This is a genomic window from Variovorax sp. 160MFSha2.1 (assembly GCF_048305075.1).
In the GTDB taxonomy this organism is placed as follows: domain Bacteria; phylum Pseudomonadota; class Gammaproteobacteria; order Burkholderiales; family Burkholderiaceae_C; genus Variovorax; species Variovorax guangxiensis.
This window is the reverse complement of the sequence record NZ_CP157624.1, coordinates 4,340,223-4,365,868: the sequence shown is the minus strand read 5'-3', so window position 1 is coordinate 4,365,868 and position 25,646 is coordinate 4,340,223. Positions and strand designations below refer to the sequence as shown.

General features: G+C 68.5%; 20 protein-coding genes. 13 read left to right on the top strand and 7 right to left on the bottom strand.

What is annotated here, in order from left to right:
* Positions 1 to 124 precede the first annotated feature (124 nt).
* Positions 125 to 505 (top strand): hypothetical protein, encoded by a 381-nt coding sequence (locus ABL838_RS19780; protein WP_418121574.1) that lies wholly within the window; start codon positions 125 to 127, stop codon positions 503 to 505.
* On the opposite strand, the gene ABL838_RS19775 is transcribed toward ABL838_RS19780, so the two are convergent.
* Positions 453 to 2,147 carry a hypothetical protein gene (locus tag ABL838_RS19775; RefSeq protein WP_418121573.1) on the bottom strand — a complete coding sequence of 565 codons (1,695 nt, stop codon included), beginning with the start codon at positions 2,145 to 2,147 and terminating at the stop codon, positions 453 to 455. The two genes, ABL838_RS19780 and ABL838_RS19775, sit on opposite strands and share 53 nt — an antisense overlap.
* A 144-nt stretch (positions 2,148 to 2,291) precedes the next feature.
* Here ABL838_RS19775 and ABL838_RS19770 point away from each other — a divergent pair, with 144 nt between their 5' ends.
* The 8 genes from ABL838_RS19770 (at position 2,292) to ABL838_RS19735 (ending at position 9,304) form a co-directional block, all read left to right on the top strand.
* Positions 2,292 to 2,963, top strand: a complete 672-nt coding sequence (locus ABL838_RS19770) for an amino acid ABC transporter permease (protein WP_126021763.1) — start codon at positions 2,292 to 2,294, stop codon at positions 2,961 to 2,963.
* Positions 2,964 to 2,993: 30 nt separating this feature from the next.
* On the top strand, positions 2,994 to 3,647 hold the full coding sequence (locus ABL838_RS19765; protein ID WP_418117027.1) for an amino acid ABC transporter permease: 654 nt from the start codon (positions 2,994 to 2,996) through the stop codon (positions 3,645 to 3,647).
* 68 nt (positions 3,648 to 3,715) lie between these two features.
* Entirely contained in the window at positions 3,716 to 4,513 is a 798-nt protein-coding gene (locus ABL838_RS19760; protein ID WP_369661645.1) for a transporter substrate-binding domain-containing protein, read from the top strand.
* 165 nt (positions 4,514 to 4,678) lie between these two features.
* Positions 4,679 to 5,431, top strand: a complete 753-nt coding sequence (locus ABL838_RS19755) for an amino acid ABC transporter ATP-binding protein (protein WP_126021766.1) — start codon at positions 4,679 to 4,681, stop codon at positions 5,429 to 5,431.
* Positions 5,432 to 5,442: 11 nt separating this feature from the next.
* The gene (locus ABL838_RS19750) at positions 5,443 to 6,186 is read left to right on the top strand and encodes a sugar phosphate isomerase/epimerase family protein (RefSeq protein WP_418121572.1); all 744 of its coding nucleotides are present in this window, start codon (positions 5,443 to 5,445) and stop codon (positions 6,184 to 6,186) included.
* A 13-nt stretch (positions 6,187 to 6,199) separates the two neighbouring features.
* Entirely contained in the window at positions 6,200 to 7,153 is a 954-nt protein-coding gene (locus ABL838_RS19745; protein WP_418121571.1) for a sugar kinase, read from the top strand.
* On the top strand, positions 7,153 to 8,139 hold the full coding sequence (locus ABL838_RS19740) for a 2-hydroxyacid dehydrogenase (protein ID WP_418121570.1): 987 nt from the start codon (positions 7,153 to 7,155) through the stop codon (positions 8,137 to 8,139). The genes ABL838_RS19745 and ABL838_RS19740 overlap by 1 nt, the downstream gene beginning before the upstream one ends.
* A gap of 139 nt (positions 8,140 to 8,278) precedes the next feature.
* A complete protein-coding gene (locus tag ABL838_RS19735) occupies positions 8,279 to 9,304 on the top strand; it encodes a LacI family DNA-binding transcriptional regulator (protein ID WP_126021770.1) in 1,026 nt (341 codons plus the stop codon).
* Here ABL838_RS19735 and ABL838_RS19730 read toward each other — a convergent pair.
* Entirely contained in the window at positions 9,204 to 10,940 is a 1,737-nt protein-coding gene (locus ABL838_RS19730; protein WP_418121569.1) for a GMC family oxidoreductase, read from the bottom strand. The two genes, ABL838_RS19735 and ABL838_RS19730, sit on opposite strands and share 101 nt — an antisense overlap.
* Before the next feature lie 282 nt (positions 10,941 to 11,222).
* Between ABL838_RS19730 and ABL838_RS19725 the strand changes: the two genes are divergently transcribed.
* Complete coding sequence (locus ABL838_RS19725; protein WP_418121568.1) at positions 11,223 to 11,738, top strand: hypothetical protein; 516 nt, start codon at positions 11,223 to 11,225, stop codon at positions 11,736 to 11,738.
* An 81-nt stretch (positions 11,739 to 11,819) separates the two neighbouring features.
* Here the strand turns inward: ABL838_RS19725 and ABL838_RS19720 are convergent, their stop codons facing one another.
* From ABL838_RS19720 to ABL838_RS19700, 5 genes are all read right to left on the bottom strand, one after another.
* Positions 11,820 to 12,278: a RidA family protein gene (locus ABL838_RS19720; protein WP_418117018.1), complete on the bottom strand. Its 459-nt coding sequence runs from the start codon at positions 12,276 to 12,278 to the stop codon at positions 11,820 to 11,822.
* The gene (locus ABL838_RS19715) at positions 12,275 to 13,243 is read right to left on the bottom strand and encodes a transglutaminase family protein (protein WP_184641274.1); all 969 of its coding nucleotides are present in this window, start codon (positions 13,241 to 13,243) and stop codon (positions 12,275 to 12,277) included. The genes ABL838_RS19720 and ABL838_RS19715 overlap by 4 nt, the downstream gene beginning before the upstream one ends.
* A gap of 32 nt (positions 13,244 to 13,275) precedes the next feature.
* Positions 13,276 to 14,097 carry a basic amino acid ABC transporter substrate-binding protein gene (locus tag ABL838_RS19710; protein ID WP_184641273.1) on the bottom strand — a complete coding sequence of 274 codons (822 nt, stop codon included), beginning with the start codon at positions 14,095 to 14,097 and terminating at the stop codon, positions 13,276 to 13,278.
* A 51-nt stretch (positions 14,098 to 14,148) separates the two neighbouring features.
* The gene (locus ABL838_RS19705; RefSeq protein ID WP_418121567.1) at positions 14,149 to 16,842 is read right to left on the bottom strand and encodes a circularly permuted type 2 ATP-grasp protein; all 2,694 of its coding nucleotides are present in this window, start codon (positions 16,840 to 16,842) and stop codon (positions 14,149 to 14,151) included.
* A 64-nt stretch (positions 16,843 to 16,906) separates the two neighbouring features.
* The gene (locus ABL838_RS19700) at positions 16,907 to 20,434 is read right to left on the bottom strand and encodes a DUF2126 domain-containing protein (RefSeq protein WP_369661655.1); all 3,528 of its coding nucleotides are present in this window, start codon (positions 20,432 to 20,434) and stop codon (positions 16,907 to 16,909) included.
* Between the two features lie 143 nt (positions 20,435 to 20,577).
* On the opposite strand from ABL838_RS19700, the gene ABL838_RS19695 reads away from it, so the two are divergent.
* The 3 genes from ABL838_RS19695 to ABL838_RS19685 all read left to right on the top strand — a co-directional run bounded on the left by ABL838_RS19695 (position 20,578) and on the right by ABL838_RS19685 (position 25,637).
* Positions 20,578 to 23,028: a DNA internalization-related competence protein ComEC/Rec2 gene (locus ABL838_RS19695; protein ID WP_418121566.1), complete on the top strand. Its 2,451-nt coding sequence runs from the start codon at positions 20,578 to 20,580 to the stop codon at positions 23,026 to 23,028.
* A gap of 165 nt (positions 23,029 to 23,193) precedes the next feature.
* The gene (locus ABL838_RS19690) at positions 23,194 to 24,042 is read left to right on the top strand and encodes an oxepin-CoA hydrolase, alternative type (protein ID WP_184641269.1); all 849 of its coding nucleotides are present in this window, start codon (positions 23,194 to 23,196) and stop codon (positions 24,040 to 24,042) included.
* Between the two features lie 98 nt (positions 24,043 to 24,140).
* Positions 24,141 to 25,637 carry a circularly permuted type 2 ATP-grasp protein gene (locus ABL838_RS19685; protein ID WP_126021780.1) on the top strand — a complete coding sequence of 499 codons (1,497 nt, stop codon included), beginning with the start codon at positions 24,141 to 24,143 and terminating at the stop codon, positions 25,635 to 25,637.
* Positions 25,638 to 25,646 lie beyond the last annotated feature (9 nt).

The following is a 25,646-nucleotide window of genomic DNA, read 5'->3' as shown; positions in this document are numbered from 1 at the left end:
CCCGTCACGCCGAACAAGGCGTGATCGGGTTTAGCAGCCTGAAGCAATCTCTGCGACGTGAGCCGCAGTTTCCCAAAGGGCGACCGCGGCGGTTTCTGCAAATTGCAATTTCAGGAGGTCGCCCGTGACCAAGTCTGCTCGCGTGCTCAAGCACGCGCCGAAAACCGATACTGGCCCAACGCCGAAGTCGGTTCCTCCCTATTCAAATGCAAATGCCGAGTCGGCTGCCCTGCAGGCCGGCGACGACGTCGAGGGCATTCGCCAGGTGCACAGCGCCTATGTGTGCCTCGAAAAGCTAGTCGTTCCGATGGAGGTGAACGAGCGCGAGGAGATCTACCCGACGCGATCCGAATTCGGCGCGCTGTTCCGCCTGGTCAATGAGGAGTTGCAACGGCGAATCGACGCTGCGAACAGCACGATCAGTGCTCTGCGCGATGCCCTGGGGAAATCAGTCAATCCGCCCCGGGCCGCCACACCTTCGCCAGCGCCGCCAGCTTGCCCCTGAACCCCAGCCTGTCGTTCGACAGCGCATCGATGAAGTCCGAGAGCCGCTGCGACTTCACCATCGTGTAGATGGTGAGCCAGGTCGTCGCCACGAACACCACGCCGAACCACACGGCCTTGCGCCACAGCGGTGCCTCGGCCTCGGCCAGTAGGTTCATGCCGAGGAAGCCGGTGGTGATGGTGCCGATGAGGCCGAAGAGGGTGACCACGGTGAGCCGCACCACGGTCGCGGCCTGGCGGCGCAGGCTGTCGGCGTCGAGGTACGTGTTCATATCGGCGATGCGCGCCTTGACCTCGTCGTAGAGCGGATCGAGCCCGAGGTGCGTGGCGCACATGTGGGAGAGGGCGCGCACCTGCGCCTGCTCCGATATCTCGTGGAACCAGTAGCGGTGCGTGAAGCGCAAGAAGCGCTCGAAGCTCGCGCGGATGGCGCGCTTGAACTGCTTCACGCTGGGCGTGCTGCGGATGTCCAGCCGCTTGAGCGCCTCCACCAGCTGGTCGGAGAACATCAGCAGCGAGGCCTTCTGGAAGTGCGCGATGAGGAACAGCAGGAAGTGCTGGTGCCTGAACTGCGCGAGCACGCCGCGGTCGCGGCAGCAGAAGAACTCGGAGCGCGCGTCGCCGACCACGATGAGCGCGTGGCCGTTGCACAGGTAGCGCGTGTTGGGCGCGGCGCCCGCGTTCACCCAGAAGCGGTCGTAGCAGTACTTGTGCTCGAAGTCGGCGAGATGGTGCTCCGCGTAGGGCAGGTGGGCGTCGGAGGAGCCCGCACCCGTGACGAGCGCGAGCCGCACGAAGTCGTCGCGCGTGAGGCGGCGCGGGTCGTCGAGCGACAGGTAGGCCATCACCGGCATGCGGTAGTACTCGATCTGCCGGTAGCGCAGCACGCCCGCGTCTTCGGAATGGTCGCTCACCAGCGGCTGCATCAGGTAGGCCCAGTGCGCCGCGATGCGCGGCGCGCGGTGCTGGGCGACGTGCGAGAGGAAGGCCTCGCGCTGCTGCGCGTCGGAGCTCGCGAGCACGCGGCCGTCGGCGCCCAGCCACTCGACTCTGGCCATGCAGTGCAGCGCCGAGCCGTCGGCCTCCCAGCCCGAGGGGTAGGCGCGGCCGAAGCGGTAGAGGATGTCCTGCGCCTGCGCGAGGCTCAGGTCGCTCGCGCCGACTTCCAGGTTGAGCATCACCACGTCGACATCGAAGAAGAAGTAGAGGTCGCAATGGATCACGTCGAGCGTGACCGGCGCATCGCCCGGCTTCGACACCAGGCGCACGGCAGCCACGTCGTGGCGGCGGAAGATGCGCATCGGCGAGTCGCCGTCGCCGGTCGTACCGCCGCCGCGCGAGCGGCCTTCGCCGTACAGGAAGCGCTGCACGTACGGCAGGAAGCTCACGAACTCGTTGTAGTGCCGCTCATGGAAGCGGCTGCTGTCGCCCGTGTATTCGTCGACTTCCTCGCGCCAGGGCGATGCGTCGCCCATTTCGCGCAGCACATGCCAGGGCGCGTGATGGTGCCCGGCGTGCGGTGCCGGCATCAGCCGCAGGGGCCACAGCAGCGCCTGCCTGAAGTGCCGCACGGTGGGCGCAGCCGTACCGGGGGAGAGCTCGTTCGCCTCTGCGGGCATGTCGGCCGTGGGTGGGTTCAGCATGGAATTGAAGTAGGCAGAAGGTGGGACAAAACGACCACCTAGGGGAATCCCTATGAAATCCTGAAACCGGTTTCATATAAGCTGCAAGCATTGCTTTCAGGGTCCGCGCGCGTCCGCGCCGCGCAGCTTCAGGGTCCGCCCACCATGAACTACCAGTTTCAATTCGACGCCGTCTTCGCCGCCTGGCCGCTGCTGCTCAAGGGCACGTGGATCACGATCCAGCTCTCGCTGGTCGCCACGGTGCTCGGGCTGGTGGTGGCCATCTTCTGCGCCTGGGGCAAGACCTCGGGGCCGGGCTGGCTGCGCTTCATCATCAATGCCTACATCGAGGTGATCCGCAACACGCCTTTCCTCGTGCAGCTGTTCTTTTTCTTCTTCGCGCTGCCGGCCATCGGCCTGCGCTGGTCGCCGCAGACGGCCGCACTGGTGGCCATGGTGGTGAACCTGGGCGCCTACGCGACGGAAATCATCCGCGCGGGCATCGAGTCGATTCCCAAGGGGCAGATCGAGGCGGGCAGGGCGCTCAACCTCAAGCCCTGGGAGATCTTCCGCTTCGTCATCATCAAGCCGGCGCTCAAGGCCATCTACCCGGCGCTCACGAGCCAGTTCATCCTGCTGATGCTGAGCTCGGCGGTGGTGTCGGTCATCTCGGCCGACGACCTGACCTCGGTGGCCGCCAACCTGCAGTCGCAGACCTTCCGCAGCTTCGAGATCTACATCGTCGTGGCCGCCATCTACCTCGCGCTGGCGCTGGCCTTCTCGGCCATGTTCAAGCTGATCTACAAGCGCACGCTCAACTACCCGGACCGCCGGTAAACCCCTAGACGACGGACGGAGCACAACACCATGCGCACCTTCGGCTTTCCCGAATTCCTGTTCATCCTCGAAGCGGCCAAGTGGACGCTCGCGCTGTCGGCCATCGCCTTCGTGGGCGGCGCGATCCTGGGCCTGGCGCTGGCCCTGATGCGCACGTCGGAATCGGCGTGGGCGCGCGGCATCTCGACCACTTTCATCCAGATCTTCCAGGGCACGCCGCTGCTGCTGCAGCTGTTCCTGGTGTTCTTCGGCGCGCCGGTGCTGGGGCTGGACATCAACCCGTGGATCGCCGCAGGCGTGGCGCTCATCCTCAACAGCGGCGCCTTCCTCGGCGAGATCTGGCGCGGCTGCATCCAGGCCATTCCGCGCGGCCAGTGGGAAGCGGCGCAGGCCCTGAACCTCAGGTACTTCGACCGCATGCGCGACGTGGTGCTGCCGCAGGCCTTGAAGATCGCGCTCGCGCCCACGGTGGGCTACCTGGTGCAGATCATCAAGGGCACCTCGCTGGCGGCCATCATCGGCTTCGTCGAGGTTACGCGTGCGGGGCAGATCGTCAACAACGCCACCTTCCAGCCGCTCATCGTGTTCTCGGTGGTGGCGGCGATCTACTTCGTGATCTGCTGGCCGCTGTCGCTGCTGGCCGCGAGCATGGAGCGCAAGCGCGCCCGGGCCCTGGCCCGCTGAACCCCTTTCGCTTTCTTGGTTTTCCGTTTTTCGTTCTTCGTTTCTCTTTCTTCCTCAGGAGACATCCCATGACCCGTATCACTTCGCGCCGCGTCGCGCTCGCAGCCCTCGGCCTCGGCGCCGCCCTCACCGTGTTCGCTCCCTTCGCCTCGGCGCAGAGCGTGGCCGACATCAAGAAGAAGGGCGAGATCACCATCGGCATGCTGGTCGACTTTCCGCCCTACGGCACCACCGACGCGAAGAACCAGCCCGACGGCTACGACGCCGACGTGGCCAAGCTGCTGGCCAAGGACTGGGGCGTGAAGGCCAACATCGTTCCCGTGACCGGCCCCAACCGCATTCCCTTCCTGCTGACCAACAAGGTCGACCTGCTGGTGGCCTCGCTGGCCATCACGCCCGAGCGCGCCAAGCAGGTGCAGTTCTCGCAGCCCTACGCGGCCGCCACCATCGTGCTGTACGGCGCGACCAAGACTCCCATCAAGGCCGCAGGCGACCTGAAGGGCCTGCGCGTGGGCGTGGCCCGCGCCTCCACGCAGGACGTGGCCGTGACCAAGGCCGCCCCCGAAGGCACCGAGATCCGCCGCTTCGACGACGACGCTTCGGCCATGCAGGCGCTGATCTCCGGCCAGGTCGACGCCATCGGCTGCTCGGTGACCGTCGCAGCCCAGATCGCCAAGCGCGTGCCCGCCAACACCTTCGAAAACAAGTTCACGCTGGTGCAGCAATCGATGGGCATCGCGATGCGCCCCGGCCAGGAAGAGCTGCACAAGGCGGTGAACGAGTTCGTGCAGAAGAACACCGCCAACGGCGAACTGAACAAGCTGTACCAGAAGTGGCTGCAGGCTGATCTGCCGAAGATGCAGTAACACGGAAGCGGGGGCAGAACGCAGAAGAAATACAAAAGCTACGCAAAGGTCGCAGAAAAGACCAAGACAAATTTCTTGTTTTCTCTTTTGCGACCTCGGCGAAACCTTCGCGATTTCTGCGTTCGGCCAAGTCCGATTTCTTGAATCCAACAGAGTGAACACCCCATGAGCGATCCCATCATCCGCATGGAAGCCGTCAACAAGTGGTACGGCGAATTCCAGGTGCTGACCGGCATCGACCTGAGCGTGCGCCAGGGCGAGCGCATCGTGATCTGCGGGCCCTCGGGCTCGGGCAAGTCCACGCTGATCCGCTGCATCAACCGGCTCGAGACGGTGCAGAAGGGCCGCATCGTGGTCGACGGCATCGACCTCACGGCAGGCGGCAAGAACGTCGATGCCGTGCGTGCCGAAGTCGGCATGGTGTTCCAGCAGTTCAACCTGTTCCCGCACCTCACCATCCTCGAGAACTGCACGCTCGCGCCGATGCGTTCGCGCGGCATGACGAAGGCACAAGCTGAAGAGGTGGCCATGAAGTACCTCAAGCGCGTGCGCATTCCGGAGCAGGCCAACAAGTACCCCAGCCAGCTCTCGGGCGGCCAGCAGCAGCGCGTGGCGATCGCGCGGGCGCTGTGCATGGCGCCCAAGATCATGCTGTTCGACGAGCCCACCTCCGCGCTCGACCCCGAGATGGTCAAGGAAGTGCTCGACACCATGATCGCGCTGGCCGAAGACGGCATGACCATGCTGTGCGTGACGCACGAGATGGGCTTCGCCCGCAGCGTGGCCGACCGCGTGATCTTCATGGCCGAAGGAAAGATCGTCGAGCAGGCGCCGCCGCAGGAGTTCTTTGGCAACCCCAGGGACGAGCGCACGCGCCAGTTCCTCGGCCAGATCCTCAGCTCGCACCAAAACCACTGACCTGCCTACTGATGTCCTTCGAGGTTCTCGTTTCCCTGTCGTCCTTCGGCGCGGCCGAGGTGGGGCGGCACGGCCAGCTCTGGTGCTCGCAGCTCTCTCGCGCGGCCGGCGCCGACTCGGTGGAAGTGCGCGGCGAGATGCTGCGCGACGCCGATGCGGAACTGCCCGCGTTGAATGGCCTTGCTTCGGTCTACTCCAGCCCCGAGGGGCTTTGGGCCGAAGGCGGCTGGCTCGACAGCGCCGCGCTCAAGCGCGGCATCGCCGCCGCCACGCGCGTGGGCGCGAAGCGGCTCAAGATGTCCATCGGCGACTTCCAGCCCTCGTCTCACGGCTCGCTGTGGGGCCTGAAGGTGGAGCTTGCCGAAACCCGCGTCGAACTGCTGATCGAGAACGACCAGACCGTGCGCGCCGGCACGCTGCCCGCGCTGCAGGCCTTCTTCGACGCGGCCGACCGCGCCGGCCTCACGCTGGGCATGACCTTCGACATGGGCAACTGGCACTGGCTCGGCGAATGCCCGCTGCAGGCCGCGCAGGCGCTGGGCCATCGCGTGCGCTACGTGCATTGCAAGGGTGCGCAGCGCCTGCCGCACAAGTGGGTGGCGGTGCCGCTGGGCGATTCGGTCGCGCCGTGGCGCTCGGTGCTGCGCGCGCTGCCGGCCGACGTGCCGCACGCCATCGAATACCCTCTGGTGGGCGACGACCTGCTGGCCGTCACCCGCTCCCAGGTCGACTTCATCCGCGCCGCGCGCGCATAGAGACGAAACACACATGACAGAACCCGCCGCATTCGACGTCGCGCTCTTCGGCGAGGCCATGCTGCTGCTGGTGGCCGACCGGCCCGGTCCGCTGGAGGACGCGCAGTCCTTCCACAAGCGCACCGCCGGCGCCGAGACCAACGTGGCCATCGGCCTCTCGCGCCTGGGCCTGAAGGTGGGCTGGGCCAGCCGGCTCGGCACCGACTCCATGGGCCGCGCGCTGCTGGCCGCGATGCGCGCCGAGGGCATCGACTGCTCGCACGTGATCACCGATCCGACGCAGCGCACCGGCTTCCAGTTCAAGGGCCGCGTCACCGACGGCAGCGACCCGCCGATCGAGTACCACCGCAAGGGCTCGGCCGCAAGCCACATGGGCCCGGCCGACGTCGACGAGGCATGGCTGCGCTCGGCGCGCCACCTCCACGCCACCGGCGTGTTTGCCGCCATCTCCGACACCAGCCTGCAGGCCGCGCTCAAGAGCATGGACGTGATGCGCGCCGCCGGCCGCACCATCTCCTTCGACACCAACCTGCGCCCCACGCTGTGGTCGTCCACCGAGACCATGCGCCACTGGATCAACGAACTCGCCTCGCGCGCCGACTGGGTGCTGCCAGGCATCGAAGAAGGCCTGCTGCTCACCGGCCACAGCAAGCCGGAAGACGTGGCGAAGTTCTACCGCGAGCGCGGCGCCAAGCTGGTGGTGGTGAAGCTCGGTGCCGAGGGCGCCTACTACGACAGCGACGTGGCCGGCACCGGCCGCGTAGACGGCTTTCCGGTGAAGGAAGTGATCGACACCGTGGGCGCCGGCGACGGCTTCGCGGCAGGCGTGGTGAGCGCATTGCTCGAAGGCCGCAGCGTGCCCGACGCCGTGCGCCGCGGTGCATGGATCGGCGCGCGCGCCGTGCAGGTGCTGGGCGACACCGAAGGCCTGCCGACGCGGGCGCAACTCGAGGAAGCGGGGCTTTGATGACCATGACGAAGAAGAACGTGCTTGTCTTCCGGCCCTTGCCCGAAGACCAGCTCGCGCGCCTGCAGGCCGCGCACAACGTCACCGTGGCCGATCCGCGCAAGGAGCCCGAGGCTTTCTCCGCCGCGCTGCGCAACGCGCATGGGCTGATCGGCTCCAGCCATCCGGTCGATGCCGCGCTGCTCGACGCGGCGCCGCAGCTCGAAGTGATTTCCAGCGTGTCCGTCGGCGTCGACAACTACCCGCTGGCCGAGCTGCACAAGCGCGGCATCGTGCTGTGCCACACGCCCGACGTGCTCACCGAGACGGTGGCCGACACGGTATTCGCGATCCTCATGGCCACGCAGCGCCGCGTGGTCGAGCTCTCGACCATGGTGCGCGAAGGCCGCTGGACCAAGAACATCGGCGAGGAACTCTTCGGCACCGACGTGCACGGCAAGACGTTGGGCATCCTCGGCTTCGGCCGCATCGGCCAGGCCGTGGCACGCCGTGCGGCGCTGGGCTTCGGCATGCCGGTGCTGTACCACTCGCGCCGTCCGGTCGACCTGGCTGCGCAGGCGCCCGAGCTGCAGGGCCGCGCCACGCACACGCCGCTGGACGACCTGCTCGCGCGTTCCGACATCGTGCTCGCGATGCTGCCGCTGACCGAGGCCACGCGCGGCATGATCGACGCCGCCTTCTTCGCGCGCATGAAGCCCGGCGCCGCCTTCATCAACGGCGGCCGTGGCGCCACCGTGAACGAAGAGGCGCTGCTGCATGCGCTCGACCACGGCACGCTGCGCGCCGCCGGCCTGGACGTGTTCGCGAAGGAACCGCTGCCCGCCGATTCGCCGCTGCGCACCCACCCGCGCGTGACGCCGCTGCCGCACATCGGCTCGGCCACGCACGAGACGCGGCATGCCATGGCGGAGCTGGCGACGACGAACCTGCTGCAGGTGCTGGCCGGCGAGAAGCCGACGGCGCCGTACGACACGGCCAGCGCATGACCTCCCTGTCTTGCTCCCTCTCCCCTTGGGGAGAGGGCTGGGGTGAGGGCAGGGGCCCTCGCGCGAGCGCTGCCTCCGCCACCGCCGTCGACCCTCACCCCGACCCTCTCTCCAAGGGGAGAGGGATCGAGAGGCGCCGATGAAACCCACCGGCCGCGCCACCATCGCCGACGTCGCCGAGGCCGCCGGCGTCTCCAAGGCCACCGTCTCGCGCTTCCTCAACCATCGCGAGCGCCTGCTGAGCCCCGACATCGCAGCGCGCGTCGAGGTCGCCATCGCCAAGCTCGGCTACTCGCCCAGCCCGATGGCGCAGGCGCTGAGCCATGGCCGCTCACGGCTGGTCGGCCTGATCGTGGCCGACATCACCAACCCGTATTCCGTCGCGGTGCTGCGCGGCGCCGAGAAGGCCTGCCAGGACGCCGGCTACCTCGTGATGCTGTTCAACCTCGGCAACGAGAGCGAACGCGAGCGCGAGGCCATCGACGCGCTGGCGGGCTACCAGGTCGACGGCTTCATCCTCAACACGCTGGGGCGCGGCAGCAACGTGGTCGACGCGGTCACGCTGCACGGCAAGCCGGCGGTGCTGGTGGACCGCCGGCATGCGGGCATGCACACCGACTTCGTTTCGCTCGACAACGATTCCGCGATGGCCGCCACCTGCGGCCACCTGGTCGAAGGCGGCTATCGCGAACTGCTCTACGTCACCGAGCCGCAGAAGGGCGTGAGCTCGCGGCGCGAACGCACGGCCGCCTTCGGCGCCTGCGTGGCCGCGCACGAGCCGCGCGTGGCGGGCGAGGTGTTCGAGAGCGTGGAAGGCGAGACCGATGCGCTCGACGAGGCACTGCGCGCCCTGCGCCAGCGTGCGAAGCGTGGCCGCCGCGCGGCGGTGGTCGCGGGCAATGCGGTGGTCACGCTGCGCATCGCACAGGCGATGGCGCGGCTGGGCTGGCAGTTCGGTGCCGACCTCGGCTTCGTGGGCTTCGACGATCCCGAATGGGCCTCGCTCATCGGCCCGGGCCTGAGCACCGTGGCGCAGCCCACCGATGCCATCGGCCGTGCGGCCGCTACATGCCTGATCGAACGGTTGCGTGGGCTGGATGCGCCTGCGCGCCAGTTGCTGCTGCCTGGAGAACTGGTCGTTCGAGGCTCGTCGCGGGCCGTCTAGCATCGAGTTCGGCGCGGTCGAAGGTGAGCGGGCCGCGCATCCACTCGGCGGCACGCTCCGCGATCATGATCGTCGGGGCATTGGTGTTGCCGCCGATCAGCGTCGGCATCACCGATGCATCGACCACGCGCAGGTTGGCGATGCCATGCACGCGCAGCTTCGCATCGACCACCGCCATCGCGTCGGTGCCCATCTTGCAGGTGCCCACGGGGTGGTAGATGGTGTCGGCGCGCGAGCGGATGTGCGAGAGCAGCTCTTCGTCGGTGTTCGCGCCGGCCGTGTAGAGCTCGGCCTGCCGGTACTTCTGCAATGCCGGTGCATGCAGGATCTCGCGCATCTTCTTCACGCCCGCGAGCAGCCGCGCGACGTCGTCCTCGTGCGAGAGGAATTTCGGATCGATGCGCGGCGCCGTCGCCGGATCGGCATCGTTCAGCCGCACGTCGCCACGGGCCTTGGGGCGCAGCACGCAGGCATGGCATGAGAAGCCGAAGCCGCCGTGCAGTTTGCGCGCGTGGTCGTCGACCAGCGCGATCACGAAGTGCAGCTGCAGGTCGGGCTTGTCGAGTTCGGGCGATGTCCTGACGAAGGCGCCGGCCTCGGCGTAGGGCGTGGCGATCAGGCCCTTGCCGCTGCGCCTCCATTCCGGAATTGCCTTCGCGAAGTTCAGCAGTCCCATCGGGCCGAGGCCGGGCAGGTTCTTCTCCTGCGTGCGATAGGAGAGGATGAAGTCGACGTGGTCCTGCAGGTTGCGTCCCACGCCCGGCAGCGCATGGCGCACCGCGATGCCGTGCCGCACCAGCTCTTCCGGATCGCCGATGCCCGAGAGCATCAGCAGCTGCGGCGAGTTGAAGGCCCCGCCGCACAGCACCACCTCGCGGCGCGCGAACAGGGTGTCGGTCTCGCCGTCGCGGCGTATCTCGACGCCGGTGGCGCGGCGCTCGTCGAGCAGCACGCGCTGTGCCTGCACGCCGGTCATCACCGTGAGGTTGGAGCGCGCGCTCATCACCGGATGCAGGTAGGCGGCCGCCGCCGAGCAGCGTTCGCCGTTCTTCGCGCCGCCGTGGAACTGCGTGACCTGGTAGAGGCCGGCACCTTCCTGCCGCACGCCGTCGTTGAAGTCGTCGTTGCGCGGAATGCCGCACTCCATGGCGGCGCGCACGAAGGCGTTGCTGATCTCGCGCGGCGACTGCTGGTCGGCAACCTGCAGCGGACCGCTCGCGCCGTGCATGGCGCTCTCGCCGCGCTGGTTGCCCTCCGAGCGCTTGAAGAAGGGCAGCACGTCGTCGAAGGACCAGCCGATGCAGCCCGCGCGCTCCCAGTCGTCGTAGTCGTCGGGATGGCCGCGCACGTAGAGCATGGCGTTGATGGCGCTGGAGCCGCCCAGGCAGCGTCCGCGCGGCTGGTAGCCGCGCCGGCCGTTCAAGCCGGGTTGCGGCACGGTCCGGTAGGCGTAGTTGTTGATGCGAGGGCGCCCCGAGATCATGGCCGCCGCGCCGGCCGGCGCCCGCACCAGGATGCCGCGGCCGTCGCCGCCTGCCTCGACCAGGCAGACCTGTACGGCGGGGTCTTCGCTGAGCCGTCCGGCTAGCGTGGCGCCGCCGGAGCCGCCACCCACGATCACGTAGTCGAACTCCATGATGTGCCGTCCTCTGTGTTGTCTCGGGTACCGGTCTTTGCCGGACGTGCGGCTTTATAACCCTCCATCGGGCCGTGCGCGGATTTCTCCTGCCATTCTCGAAAGGCCGATCACGGTTGGGCGCGCGCACCCCGGGGGCCATGCAGCGGCTCGCATACGGCCAAGCCGACCCTTTCGCCGTCACCCCCAGGCATTGCCGCCACCACCTTTTGACAGCCGCTTTTACCGGCGCTTCACCTGCCGGACAAATTGCGGGGCAGGCTTCATGGCTCAATCGCTCCCATGCATATCCCGTCGGACGTCACCGTCTTCACGCAAGTGCGCTTCTGGTTGCTGGTGCTGTGCTCGCTGGTCTGCCCGGCGGCGATCTTCGTCACGCTCTTCGTGCGGCGGGAGTTCTCGAAGAAGACCGTGCTCGCCTTCGGGCTGCTGCTGATCGTGCTGGCGGGCGTGGACATCTTCGTGCTGCGCGCGCTGTCGCATCAGGCCCGGCTCACGCCGTCGCTGGCCGACGACCTCGTCTTCTCGTCGGAGCTTTCGGTCGCGCTCTACATCTTTCCGGCCGCCTTCGGCACCTTCGGGCTGAACATGGTGTCGCATGTGCTCATGCATTACCTGAAGCAGAAGGAGGCGCGGTTCGAGGCGCATCGGCGGCTGGCGCAGCCTGGGGGAGCCGTGAGGACAGCGCGGCGTGGCAATCGCCCTGGACCGTCGGGCATGCGGCGAACGCGGCCGGCGATCGCCTCGAAGCGCCGGCGGCCGGGAGCGCGCTTGGTCGCCGCCCGGCAGGACACCTGAGCCTCCTCGGTGGCCTCGAAGCAGAAAAGCCCGGCAGACTGAACCGCCGGGCTTCATCGAAAGGGTAAGGCCGAAGGCCGGTCAGCCCACTTCCGCGATCAGCTCGATCTCCACGCACGCGCCCAGCGGAATCTGCGCCACGCCGAAGGCGCTGCGCGCATGCGCGCCCTTCTCGGGGCCGAAGACTTCGGCGAAGAACTCGCTCGCGCCGTTGGTCACCAGGTGCTGCTCGGTGAAGGTGCCGACCGAGTTGACCAGGCTCATCACCTTGACGATGCGCTTGACCTTGTTCAGGTCGCCCACGGCCGCGTGCAGCGTGCCCAGCAGGTCGATGGCGATGGCGCGGGCGGCCTGCTTGCCTTCTTCGGTGCCGATGCTGGCGCCGAGCTGGCCGGTCCAGACCTTGCCGTCCTTCTTGGCGATGTGGCCCGACAGGAACACGAGATTGCCGGTCTGCACGAAGGGCACGTACGCGGCAGCGGGTGCGGCGACGGGCGGAAGGGTGATGCCGAGGCTGGAAAGTTTGTCGTAAACGCTCATGGAGACTCCTTGTCTTGGGAAGGCGATTGTGTCCGTGTTTGCGGCAGGCCATCGACCACTTCCCCCACCGGCTGCACGGTCACGCCGACCCTCAGCGTGTGCCTTGCGCCGCCATGCAGTACGCCGCGCATCGGCGAGACGTCGGAGTAGTCGCGGCCGATGGCCAGCGTGACGTAGTCCTCGCCGGGCTGGCGGCCGTTGGTGGGGTCGAAGTCGACCCAGTCGCCGGGGCTGCCGCCGGTGCCGTCGTCCTCGCCGGGCAGGTACACCGACACCCATGCGTGCGAGGCGTCGGCGCCTACCAGCCGGGGCTGGCCAGGGGGCGGCTGCGTGAGCAGGTAGCCGCTGACGTAGCGCGCTGGCAGGCCCATGGTGCGGAAGCACGCGATCATGATGTGGGCGAAGTCCTGGCACACGCCCTTGCGCTGCGCGAGGGCCTCGACGGCAGGGGTGTTGATCTCTGTGCTGTCGGCGTCGTAGGCGAAGTCGGCGTACATGCGCTCGGTGAGGTCCATCGCCACGTCGAAGGCGGGTCGGCCAGGCACGAAGCTGGCGCGCGCATAGGCCACGAAGTCGTCGTGGCGCGGCACGTAGGGCGAGGGAAAGACGAACTCCGAAGCCGCGTCGAAGGTGGCGTCCTTGCGGAAGCGGAAGCGCTCGCGCACCGATTCCCACGGCAACTCGCGCGCCACGGCGGGCGAGAGCACGGGCTGCGAAGTCTCGACCACGCTCTCGGCCGTGACCACCAGCCGGTCGTGAGTGGCCTCCAGAGCGAAGAAGGCGCGCGTGTTGCCGTACAGGTCGGCCTGCTCGCTGCGCTGGGCCGGCGCTGGCTCGATGGAGAGCTTGTGGCTCACGAGCTTCTGCGAGCCGGTGGCCAGCGGCTTCAGGTGCGCGAGATGCTGCGCGGTCTCGACCGGCGGCGAGTACTCGTAGCGCGTTTCGTGGGTGACGTGGAGCAGCATGGTGGCCGGCGCCGATTGCGTGGACCGCCCGCTTACTTCGACTCGGAGCCGAAGTACGAGGCGTAGATCTTCGCGTAGGTGCCGTCGGCGCGGATGCCTTCGAGGCCCTGGTTGATCCTGGCGAGCAGCTCGGCGTTGCCCTTCTTCACGGCAATGCCGTACTTCTCGACCGGGAAGCTGGTGTCGCTCACCGTCTTGAAGCCGCCGGCGGTGTTGTTGGCGAGGTAGTGCACCACCACGCCGTTGTCGGCCACCACGGCCTGCACTCCGCCGGCTTCGAGTTCCTTGAGCGCCAGCGGCGTCGATTCGAAGCGCTTGATGGCGGTGTTCGACTTGCCCAGCAGCTTGCCCACGACCTCGTCGCCGGTGGTGCCGTTCTGCACGCCGACCTTCAGCGTCTTGATGTCCTCGAACCTGGCGATGGGCGCGTCGTTGCGCACGGCGATGAGCTGGCGCGCGTCGAAGTACGACTGCGAGAAGTCCATCGTCTGGCGGCGCTCGTCGGTGATGGTGATGGCCGACACCAGCAGGTCGCGGTCGCCCTGGGCCAGCGAATTGAAGATGCCTTCCCATGGCGTGTTGACGAACTTCACCTCGAAGCCGGCCTTCTGCGCGACCGCCTTCACCACGTCGATGTCGAAGCCAACGATCTCGCCCCTGTCGTTCTGCGACTCGAAGGGCGTGTAGGCGGCATCGGTGCCGACCACGAGCACGCGCGCGGGGGCTGGTGCCGCCGGTGTGCCGGCGGCCGGGGCTGATGCCGGCTCCTGCTTGCCGCAGCCGGCAATGGCGAGGGCCGCGAGGAGGCCTGCGGCGGTGAGTGCGAAGCGGCGATTGATGGTGATGCCTGACATGGGGTGCCTCCTTGGAACTGTCTTGAACTGCTTGTCTTGTTGTATGGGAGATCAGGCGCCTACCGAGCGCAGCGACTCGGAGGTCAGCGTGAAGTAGCGCGTGCCGATGGCGTCGGACACATGGTAGGCCGCCGTCTCGCAGCTGGCGAGCAGCTTTACGAGCTCGGGATGGTCGGCGTCAGGCCCTGTAGCGCAAAGGTGCTCCAGCGTCCAACTGGCCGGATCGGGCAGCTCGTACGACAGCGCCGTCAGCTTGCCCGGCGCGCTGCCCGCGAGCCGCGCGATGCGCCCGCGCAGGGTCTGCGTGACCCAGGCCAGGGAGCGCGGGTTCTCGGCGTCGAGCACCAGCAGGTCGACCATGGTGGCGACGTCGCGGCGCTGCTGGTAACGGGCGTGGAAGGTGATGGTGCTGTCGAAGAGCGCCACCATGGCTTCGAAGCCGCTCACCTCGTGCACCGCGCCGTTGTCGAAGCCGGCCTCCAGCGCATTCGCCAGGAAGCCCAGCCGCTCGATGTGGCGGCCGATGGACAAGAGGCGCCACGCGTCGTCGCGCGTCATGCGGTCGGTCTGCGCGCCGGTCATCGCCGCGAGCGCGTTGCTGGCGGATTCGAGGGCGCGCAGCGCGGCGCTGGCGGCGAAGCTGCCTTCGTCAGCCTGCTCGGCGGCGCGGCGCAGGAAGTCGGCCTCGGTGCGCACGATCTGGTTCCAGGTGTCCTGCGAGAGGCGCTCGCGCACCGCGGCCGCTGCCTGCCGGATGCAGCGCAGGCTGAAGCCCACGCTGCCGCCGCGGGCCACGTCGCCCAGCTCGGCGATGAGCGCACGCTCGAACACGCGGCGCGACTGCGGCGCGCTCGGCACTTCGGCCGGCACCAGCGCATTGCGCAGCGCCATGCGGTGCAGCCAGTCGAGCAGCGGACGCGAGGACTGGTCTTCGCTGCCCAGCAGGCTCAGCGTGAGACGGGCGAGGCGCACGGCGTTCTCGGCGCGCTCGGTGTAGCGGCCCAGCCAGAACATGTTCTCGGCCGCGCGGCTGGTGACCGGCGCGCGGTGCCGCGCGAGCGATGCCGGCGTGCTGTGCGGCTGCAGCAGCGTGGTGCGGTCGACCTCGCCGTGCGTCTGAACCCACACGTCGGCACTGCTGCCGCCGCGCTGCATCGACGCGAACTGCGCATCGGGCTCGGTGAGCCGTGCCAGCCCGCCGGGCAGCACGCGCCACGATTGCGCGCCGTCGCTTACCGCGAACACGCGCAGCATCACGGCGCGCGGCGCGATATGGCCCGGGCCCATGTCGTTGGCCCAGGTGGGCATCTGCGACAGCGGCATGTAGCCCTGCACGGTGTGGACGTCGCCCTCGCGCACGATGCGGCCGGCCCACTCGTCGAGCTCGCGCCGGCCGAGCTGGCTGCCGAGCACCGCGTCGAAGCTCGCGCGGCCGTCGAAGCCGGGGTATGTGGGCTTGATGGCGCTGTCGCCCAGCTGCGGCAGCACCGATTCGAGCGCCGCGCGCTCGCCGCACCACCAGGTGGGCAGGGCGGGCAGCATGAGCTTCTCGTCGATCAGCCGGCGTGCCAGCCCCGGCAGAAAGCCCAGCAGCGCGGGCGATTCGAGGAATGCCGAGCCCGGCATGTTCGCCACCAGCACGTTGCCGGCGCGGATCGCCTGCAGCAGGCCGGGCACGCCGAGCGTGGAGTCGGGGCGCAGCTCCAGCGGGTCGAGAAACTGGTCGTCCAGCCGCTTGATGAGGCCGTGCACCGGGCGCAGGCCCTGCAGCGTCTTCAGGTAGAGCCGCTGGTCGCGCACCGTGAGGTCGCTGCCCTCGACCAGCGTGACGCCGAGGTAGCGCGCGAGGTAGGCGTGCTCGAAGTAGGTCTCGTTGTACGGCCCCGGCGTGAGCAGCGCGATGTGCGGCGGCACGCCGGCCGGGCACATGCGCTGCAGGCCTTCCATCATGGCGCTGTAGGTGGCGGCCAGGCGCTGCACGTGCAGCGCCTCGAAGGCCTGCGGAAACTGCCGCGTGATGGCGAGGCGGTTCTCGAGCAGGTAGCCCAGGCCCGAGGGCGCCTGCGTACGCTGCGAGACCACCCACCAGTTGCCGTCGGGGCCGCGCGCCAGGTCGAAGGCGGCGATGTGCAGCCAGGTGTCGCCCGGCGGCTTCACGCCGTGCAGCGCGCGCAGGTAGCCGGGGTGGCCGCGCACCAGCGCCGGGGGAATGAGGCCCTCGGCCAGCAGCTGCTGCGGGCCGTAGGCGTCGGCCATCACACGGTCGAGCACGCGCACGCGCTGCAGCACGCCGGCCTCGATCTGGCTCCAGCTCTCGGGCGAGACGATCAGCGGGAACAGGTCGAGCGACCACGGCCGCTGCGGGCCGTTGGCGTCGGCGTACACGTTGTAGGTAACGCCGTTGTCGCGGATCTGCCGCTCCAGGCTGGCCGCGCGCCGGGGCAGGTCGTTGAAGCCGCCCGGGCCGAGCTGTTCGAAGAAGGCGTTCCAGGCGGGGGTGAGCGGGGGCTGCTCCGGGGACTCAGGGGGCGTGGCCTGCGGCGCGGCCGGTGGCTGCGTCGCCGCGTCGTGCAGCTGCGGCGCAGGGGCGGGCGCCGCGGCCGGTCGGGAAGGGGCTGCCGGCGTGGTCAGCCCGCGCATTTCGTCGAAATGGCCGGGCAGGGCGGGCGGGGCGAGCGCCGACGCCAGGGCGGCCGGAAACTCCAGTGCCTGGGCGTCGAACAGGGATTCGTTCAAAGGTTCCACAGGGGGTGGATTGTCACACCGCCGTCACGGGGGAGCCGTTCGGGCAGTGTGCGGAATATCCCGGTCAACGCCGCAGATCGAGCGTGAACGGGAATTCGCGGCTGCCCGGCAGCTCGATGGTGGCCGGCGGCGTGCGCAGCAGGCCGGGGGTGTGGCCGGTGCGGGTGAAGCGCGAATGGCGGCGGCTTTCGGCCTCGTAGGCATTGACCGGGAAGGTCTCGTAGTTGCGTCCGCCCGGGTGGGCCACGAAGTACTGGCAGCCGCCCAGCGAGCGCTTCATCCAGGTGTCGACGAGGTCGAAGGTCAGCGGCGCGTGGGCCTTGATGCTGGGGTGCAGCGACGAAGGCGGGTTCCAGGCCTTGTAGCGCACGCCCGCCACGAACTCGCCGGCCACGCCGGTGGGCTGCAGCGGCAGCACCTTGCCGTTGACGGTGACGACGTGGCGGCTTTCGTTCAGGCCGGTCACGCGCACCTCGATGCGCTCCAGCGACGAATCCACATAGCGCACCGTGCCGCCGATCGCGCCTTCCTCGCCCATCACGTGCCAGGGCTCGAGCGCATTGCGCAGCGAGAGCTCCACGCCCATCGCCTGCATCTGGCCCACCAGCGGGAAGCGGAACTCGAAGTGCGGCGCGAACCAGTCGGGGTCGAAGGCGAAGCCGGCCTGGCGCATCTCGCTGATGACGTCGTCGAAGTCCATCTTCACGAAAGTCGGCAGCAGGAAGCGGTCGTGCAGTTCGGTGCCCCAGCGGGTGACGGGCGCCTTGTAGGGTTCATCCCAGAAGCGGGCCACCAGCGCGCGGATCAGCAGCTGCTGCGCGATGCTCATGCGTGCGTGCGGCGGCATCTCGAAGGCGCGCAGTTCCAAGAGGCCGAGGCGGCCGGTGCTGGAGTCGGGCGAGTAGAGCTTGTCGATGCAGAACTCGCTGCGGTGCGTGTTGCCCGTGACGTCGATCAGGATGTTGCGCAGCGTGCGGTCGACCAGCCAAGCCGGCATGTTCTGGCCGTAGATCTCGCGGTTCTTGGCGATTTCCTTCAGCGCGATCTCGAGCTCGTAGACCTGGTCGTTGCGCGCCTCGTCCACGCGCGGCGCCTGGCTCGTCGGGCCGATGAACATGCCCGAGAACAGGTAGCTCAGCGACGGGTGGTTGTGCCAGTACAGCAGCAGGCTTGCGAGCAGCTCGGGCCGGCGCAGGAAGGGGCTGTCGGCCGGCGTGGCGCCGCCCATCACGAAGTGGTTGCCGCCGCCGGTGCCGGTGTGGCGGCCGTCGGTCATGAACTTCTCGGCCGACAGGCGGGTTTCGAAGGCGGCGTTGTAGAGGAACTCGGTGTGGTCGACCAGTTCCTTCCAGTTGTGGGCCGGATGGATGTTGACCTCGATCACGCCCGGGTCGGGCGTGACCTGCAGCAGCTTCAGGCGCGGATCGCGCGGCGGCGGATAGCCTTCCATCACGATGCGCACGCCCAGGTCGCGCGCGGTGGCCTCCACCGCGGCCACGAGGTCGAGATAGTCCTCCAGGCGGGCCAGCGGCGGCATGAAGACGTAGAGCACGCCCGAGGCGCTGCCCTTCTTCTCGGCGGCGGGGCCGTTGGCGCGGCGCGGGTCGCGCACTTCGACGCACAGCGCGGTGCGGGTGATCCAGTGGGCGGATTCGCCGCGCAGGGGCTGGCGGGTCACGCTGGGATCTGCGGAGCTGGCGGCGTCGTTGTCGTCCTCGCCATGCCCGTCGCCGTCGCTCGCGGCGCCCGGCGTCTGCATGCGCAGCGCAGAGGGCACGACGGGCGGCGTGCCGAAGGCGTAGGGCACGGCGCCGAGGTCGGCTCCCGGTCCGCCGGTGTCACCGGTGCCCACGGCGTAGCGTGCCCGGTAGTCGGCCCCGCTCGGTAGCGCGCCGCGCGGCGCGTTCGGGTCGCGCTCGATCATGTACGGGTAGTCGCCCTTGCTGGCCCAGGGCTGCGAGTCGAGCGGCAGGCGGTAGCCCATGGGCGAGTCGCCCGGAATGAGGTAGAGCCGGTCGTCGCGCAGGAACCAGGGGCCGGTCTTCCAGGCGGGGCCTTCGAGCGAAGGGGCGTCGCGGTTCGCGTTGCCGGGCTCCAGCGGCAGCATGTAGCCGATCACCGCATCGAGCTTCTGGGTGAACACGCGGCGCAGGCGCATGCGCTCAAGCTCGTCGTCGAGCCTGGAGTCGAAGGGGTCGACGTTCACCGGCAGGCGGCGTTCGCGCCAGAGGTAGTAGTAGATGTCCTCGTAGCCCGGCTGGATGTAGCGCTCGGTCAGGCCCAGCTTCTGCGCGAGCAGGTTGGTGAAGCGGCGCGCGTCCTCGCTGGTGTAGTGCGTGGGAAAGCGCTCGTCGGCGAACAGGTCGGGGTCGTGCCACAGCGGCTGGCCGTCGGCGCGCCAGAAGATCGACAGCGCCCAGCGCGGCAGCTGTTCGCCCGGATACCACTTGCCCTGGCCGAAGTGCAGGAAGCCGCCCTTGCCGTATTCGGCGCGCAGCTTGTGCACGAGCTCGGTGGCGTAGCCGCGCTTGGTCGGGCCGAGCGCGTCGGTGTTCCATTCGGGCGCGTCGCGGTCGGTGGTGGCCACGTAGGTGGGCTCGCCGCCCATGGTCAGGCGCACGTCACCGGCCTTCAGGCGCGCGTCGACGGCATCGCCCAGGGCCAGCACGTCGGCCCACTGGTCTTCGGTGTAGGGCTTGGTGACGCGCGGCGATTCGTAGATGCGCGTGACCTTCATGTCGTGGCCGAACTCGACCTCCGATTCGTCCACGCCGCCCTCGATCGGCGCGGCGCTCGAAGGCGTGGGCGTGCAGGCCAGCGGAATGTGGCCTTCGCCCGCCAGCAGGCCCGAGGTGGCGTCGAGGCCGATCCAGCCCGCGCCGGGCAGGAACACCTCGCACCAGGCGTGCAGGTCGGTGAAGTCGACCGTGGTGCCGCTGGGGCCGTCGAGCGCCTTCACGTCGGGCGTGAGCTGGATGAGGTAGCCCGAGACGAAGCGCGCGGCCAGGCCGCAGTGGCGCAGCAGTTGCACCAGCAGCCAGCCCGAGTCGCGGCAGGAGCCGCTGCCGTTGGCGAGCGTTTCTTCCGGCGTCTGCACGCCGGGCTCCATGCGGATGAGGTAGTTGACGTCCTTCTGGACCTGCTGGTTCAGGCCGACCAGGAAGTCGATGGTGCGCTGTTCCTTGCGGTCGATCTTGTCGAGGTAGGCCTGCAGCAGCGGCGTGACCGGCTCGGCCACGAGATAGGGGGCGAGTTCCTCGGCCTGCGAGGGCTTGTACTTGAAGGGGAAGTTCTCGGCCTGCGGCTCCAGGAAGAAGTCGAAGGGGTTGTAGACCGCCATCTCGACCACGAGGTCGACGGTGACCTTGAATTCGCGCGTCTTCTCGGGAAACACGAGCCGCGCCTGGTAGTTGGCGAACGGGTCCTGCATCCAGTTGACGAAGTGCTCGGCCGGCTCGACCCGCAGCGAATACGAGATGACGTTGCTGCGGCAATGCGGCGCGGGCCGCAAGCGCACGACCTGGGGGCCCAGCTGCACCAGCCGGTCGTACTTGTAGTGGGTGACGTGGTGGAGAGCGGCGTGAATGGACATGCGTTTTTGTGTGCAGTGCTGGCAGATTGCATCGGGAGAAGATGTCTCTGGTGAGACGCATACTAGCCGAGATGCCAAAGCAATTAACGCGCCACTGAGCGTGATTCGGGGAGGGTTTGCATCATGGATTCGGGAGTTGTCCGATGACGCGGTTTCGCGCGTCAGGCCAGGCTGTGGGCGGCGTTGGCGGGTTCGCGGCGCTGGGTGGTTCGCTGCTGGGAGCGGCCTTGCAGCTGCAGCAGCCGATGCTGTGGCCGGCATGGGTCTATGCCGGTTTGCTATGTATAGGCACGGCCGGAATGTGGTGTCGCCGAGTGCCGGGGAGCGCGCTGCTGTTGGTCGCCCTGGCATGTGGAGCGATGGCCGGCGCGGGGCTCGCCGGATGGCGTGCGGTGGCCTATGCGAAGGGCGCACTCGACCCGTCGCTCGAAGGCCGCGACCTGCGCGTCACGGGCGTCGTGTCGGAGATGCCCCAGCGCAACGAGGCCGGCACGCGCTTCGTGGTGGATGTCGAATCCGCGCAATGGACAGACGCCGACACGCGGGGCCGGCCGGCCGTACCCGATCGCATCGCTCTCGGCTGGTATGCGGACGGCTCCAGCCCCTGGGGGCGTACCTCGCCAGCCAGCACCGTTGCCGCTTCCCCGCATGCCGGCGAACGCTGGAGCCTGACGGTGCGCCTGAAAGCGCCGCATGGCAACCGCAACCCGCACGGCTTCGACAGCGAACTCCGGATGTGGGAGCAGGGCCTGCACGCCAGCGGCCATGTACGAGCCGGCGCGCGCGACGCGGCGCCCGTGCTGCTCGGGCCCACCTGGCTGCATCCCATCGAGCGTGCCCGTGAAGCGGTGCGCGACGCCATCTTCGAGCGCGTGCCCGACCGCGCCCGCGCAGGCGTGATCGCGGCCCTGGTCACCGGCGACCAGAACGCCATCGACCGCGCGGGCTGGGATGTGTTCCGTGCCACGGGCGTGGCGCACCTGATGTCGATCTCGGGCCTGCACGTCACGATGTTCGCCTGGCTCGCCGCGCACGTGGTCGGCCTGCTCTGGCGCCGCAGCGCCCGGCTGATGCTGCGCCTGCCCGCCCAGCAGGCGGCGCTGGTCGGGGGCGTGCTGCTGGCCGCGCTCTATGCGCTCTTCAGCGGCTGGGGCGTGCCGTCGCAGCGCACCGTCTGGATGCTCGCGACGGTCGCGCTGCTGCGCCTGACCGGGCGGCGCTGGCCCTGGCCGAACGTGTGGCTGCTGGCCGCGGCCGTCGTGGTCGCGCTCGATCCTTGGGCGCTGATGCAGGCGGGCTTCTGGCTGAGCTTCGTCGCGGTGGGCGTGCTCTTCGCGACGGACGCCGGAATGCCGGGCGAGCAGCAGGCCAGCGCGGCTGCTCGCCTGCTGCGCTTCTTCCGCGAGCAGTGGACCATCACGCTGGCGATCACGCCGCTGAGCTTGCTCCTGTTCCAGCAGGTGTCGCTGATCGGGCTGCTCGCCAACGCGGTGGCGATTCCGTGGGTCACGCTCGTGATCACGCCGCTGGCGATGCTCGGCGTGGCGCTGCCGCCCTTGTGGGACGTGGCCGCCTGGGCCGTGCATGCGCTGGCGCTCCTGCTGCAATGGCTGGCCGGCCTGCCGCATGCCACGCTGTCGATGGCGGCCCCTCCGCTGTGGATGGCCGCCTGCGGCGTGGGCGGCGGCGTGCTGCTGGCAATGCGGCTGCCATGGTCGCTGCGCAGCCTCGGCGTTCCCCTGCTCCTGCCGGTGCTGCTGTGGCAGGCACCGCGGCCCGCGGTGGGCGAGTTCGAACTGCTCGCCGCCGACATCGGCCAGGGCAACGCGGTGCTCGTGCGCACCGCCACGCACAGCCTGCTCTACGACGCCGGCCCGCGCTACAGCCTCGAAAGCGACGCGGGCCATCGCGTGCTGGTGCCGCTGCTGCGCGCGTACGGAGAGCGGCTCGACACGCTGGTGGTGAGCCATCGCGATGCCGACCACATCGGCGGCGCGCCCGCGGTGCTCGCGATGCAGCCCGGGGCCGCGCTGCTGAGTTCCATCGAGGCCACGCACCCGCTGCAGGCGATGCGCATGGCGAAGCGCTGCGAGGCGGGGCAGTCGTGGAGCTGGGACGGCGTGCGCTTCGAGGTGCTGCATCCCTTCGAGAGCGACTACCGCAGCTTCGGCAAGCCCAATGCGGTTTCGTGCGTGCTGCGCATCGACAACGGACGCGCGTCGGCCTTGCTGGCGGGCGACATCGAGCGGCTGCAGGAAACGGCGCTGCTCATTCGCACGCCGCAGCTGTTGCGTGCGGACGTGCTGCTGGCGCCGCATCACGGGAGCAAGACTTCGTCGGGCGCGGCGTTCCTCGATGCAGTGCAGCCGCGCATCGCGTTCGTCCAGGCGGGGTATCGCAACCGCTTCGGCCATCCGGCGCGGGAGGTGGTGGCGCGGTACCGCGAACGAGATGTGCGGCTGATCGAGAACACCCGCTGCGGCGCCGCGCATTGGAGCAGCGCGAGGCCTGCCGAGGCGGGCTGCGAGCGCGAGCGTCGGGCGCGTTACTGGCAGCACCGGGAGCCGGAGGAGGTTGGCCGTCCGGAGCCCTGAAATCGTGAACTAATTGTCAAAAGTAGCCTGAAAGACCTCTTGTAAAGGGGTCCCCGATCGCGTTCCATGCGTTGTATCGTTTCGCTACAACTCAGAACAAGGGGGCAACATGGACAAGCACAACCGTCGGATCTCTCGTTGGGGCCCGTCTTCCGGGCGCGCCTCATGACGACCGGCGTTCCGGCCATCACCAGCGCGAGCCTCGCCGGCGGCTCCGGCGCGCGTCTCAAGATGCATCGCGAGGGTCCGGTGCTCGTCCTCACGCTGAGCAATCCCGAGGCGCGCAACGCGATCAATCCCTCGGTCTACCGGACGGCCGCCAAGGCGATACGCACCACCGCCGGATTTCGCACGGTGCGCGCCATCGTGCTGCGCGGGGAGGGCGATCACTTCAGCGGCGGCGGCGACCTGCGGCGCCTCGCCCGGCAGCGCAAGCTGCCGCCCGCCGAGCAGCAAGGCCACATCGACGCGCTGCACGAATGGCTCATGGCGATCGAGGAGGCACCGCAGCCCGTCATCGCCGCGGTCGAGGGCGCCGCGATGGGCGGCGGCTTCTCGCTTTGCCTGGCCTGCGACCTGATCGTGGCCGCCGAAGACGCGAAGTTCGCGATGTCGTACATCAACGTCGGCCTCTCGCCCGACGGCGGCGGCACCGATTCGCTGGCCCGTTCGCTGCCGCCGCAAGCCGCACTCGAAATGCTGCTCGACGGCACGCCCTGCACCGCGAAGCGGCTGCATGAGCTGGGCGTGGTCAACAAGGTGGTGCCGCACGGCGAAGCCGGCGCCGCCGCGCTCGCCTGGGCGCAGCAACTCGCGCGCGGACCGTTCGAAGTGCAGGCGCGCATCAAGCAGCTGGTTTATGCGGCGCGCGGACGCAGTCGCCGCGAGCAGCTGGAGGCCGAGCGCGAGTCCTTTCTGGCCAGCCTCTACAGCGACGAGAGCGGGGAGCGCATCAAGGAATTTCTCTCGCCCCGCAAGAAGCCGGAAACGACCGGGGAGGGCCCCCCGACCTGAGCGCGGAAAGATCATCCGACCCGTCTCCGGCCTTGGCATCAGGGGTTCTACTGGCCCTGAACTTGCTAAGCTACTAACTCAAGGAGATTGGTCGTTCCATGCACAAATTTGACGAGATGTACGAGCAGCTTCCCTATGCTGGAGCTGCGATCCGACAGCATTACAAGCGCTACGACCAATGGCTCGCGAAGCAACCCGGTGAGGTGATGCGTTCGCGACGCGAAGAGGCGGAAATGATCTTCCGCCGGGTCGGCATCACCTTCGCGGTGTATGGCGCAAAGGACGAGGACGGCTCCGGCACCGAGCGGCTCATACCGTTCGACCTGCTGCCTCGCATCATTCCCGCCCACGAGTGGGACAGCATGGAAAAAGGGCTGGTGCAGCGCGTGACGGCGCTCAACCGATTCCTGCATGACGTCTATCACGACCAGGAAATCATCAAGGCCGGCATCATCCCGGCCGAGCAGATCCTGAACAACGCCCAGTTCCGCCCCGAGATGATGGGCGTGAACGTGCCGCACAACGTCTACTCGAACATCTCGGGCATCGACATCGTGCGGGCCCCCGACGCACAGGGCAACGGCGAGTACTACGTGCTCGAAGACAACCTGCGCGTGCCCAGCGGCGTGAGCTACATGCTCGAGAACCGCAAGATGATGATGCGGCTCTTTCCAGAGCTCTTCAACCAGAACCGCATCGCGCCGGTCGCGCACTACCCCGACCTGCTGCTGGAAACGCTTCGCGCCAGCGCGCCGCCGGCCACGGCCGAGCCCACGGTGGTGGTGCTCACGCCCGGCATGTACAACAGCGCCTACTTCGAGCACGCCTTCCTCGCGCAGCAGATGGGCGTGGAGCTGGTCGAGGGGCAGGACCTGTTCGTGAAGGACAACTTCGTCTACATGCGCACCACGCGCGGGCCGAGGCGCGTGGACGTCATCTACCGCCGCGTGGACGACGACTTCCTCGACCCCGAGGTGTTCCGTCCGACCTCGACGCTGGGCTGCTCGGGCCTGATGCGCGCCTACCGCGAAGGCAACGTCGTCATCTGCAATGCGGTGGGCACCGGCGTGGCCGACGACAAGTCGATCTACCCCTACGTGCCGAAGATGGTGGAGTTCTACCTCGGCGAGAAGCCGATCCTGAAGAACGTGCCCACCTACATGTGCCGCAACAAGGACGAGCTGCAGTACACGCTCGACAACATGAAGGACCTTGTCGTCAAGGAAGTGCACGGCGCCGGCGGCTACGGCATGCTGATCGGCCCGGCTGCCACGCAGGCCGAGATCGAGGACTTCAAGAAGGCCGTGATCGCCAAGCCCGACGGCTACATCGCCCAGCCCACGCTGAGCCTGTCGACTTCGCCCACCTTCGTCGACGCCGGCATCGCGCCGCGCCACATCGACCTGCGCCCCTTCGTGCTCTCGGGCAGCGAAGTGCAGATGGTGCCCGGCGGCCTCACGCGCGTGGCGCTCAAGGAAGGCTCGCTGGTGGTGAATTCGTCGCAGGGCGGCGGCACCAAGGACACCTGGATTCTCGAAGCCGACCGTGTGCCCAAGTCCAAGGCTCCCGCACAGTCGCAAAGCCAATCGCAGTAGGAGCACGAA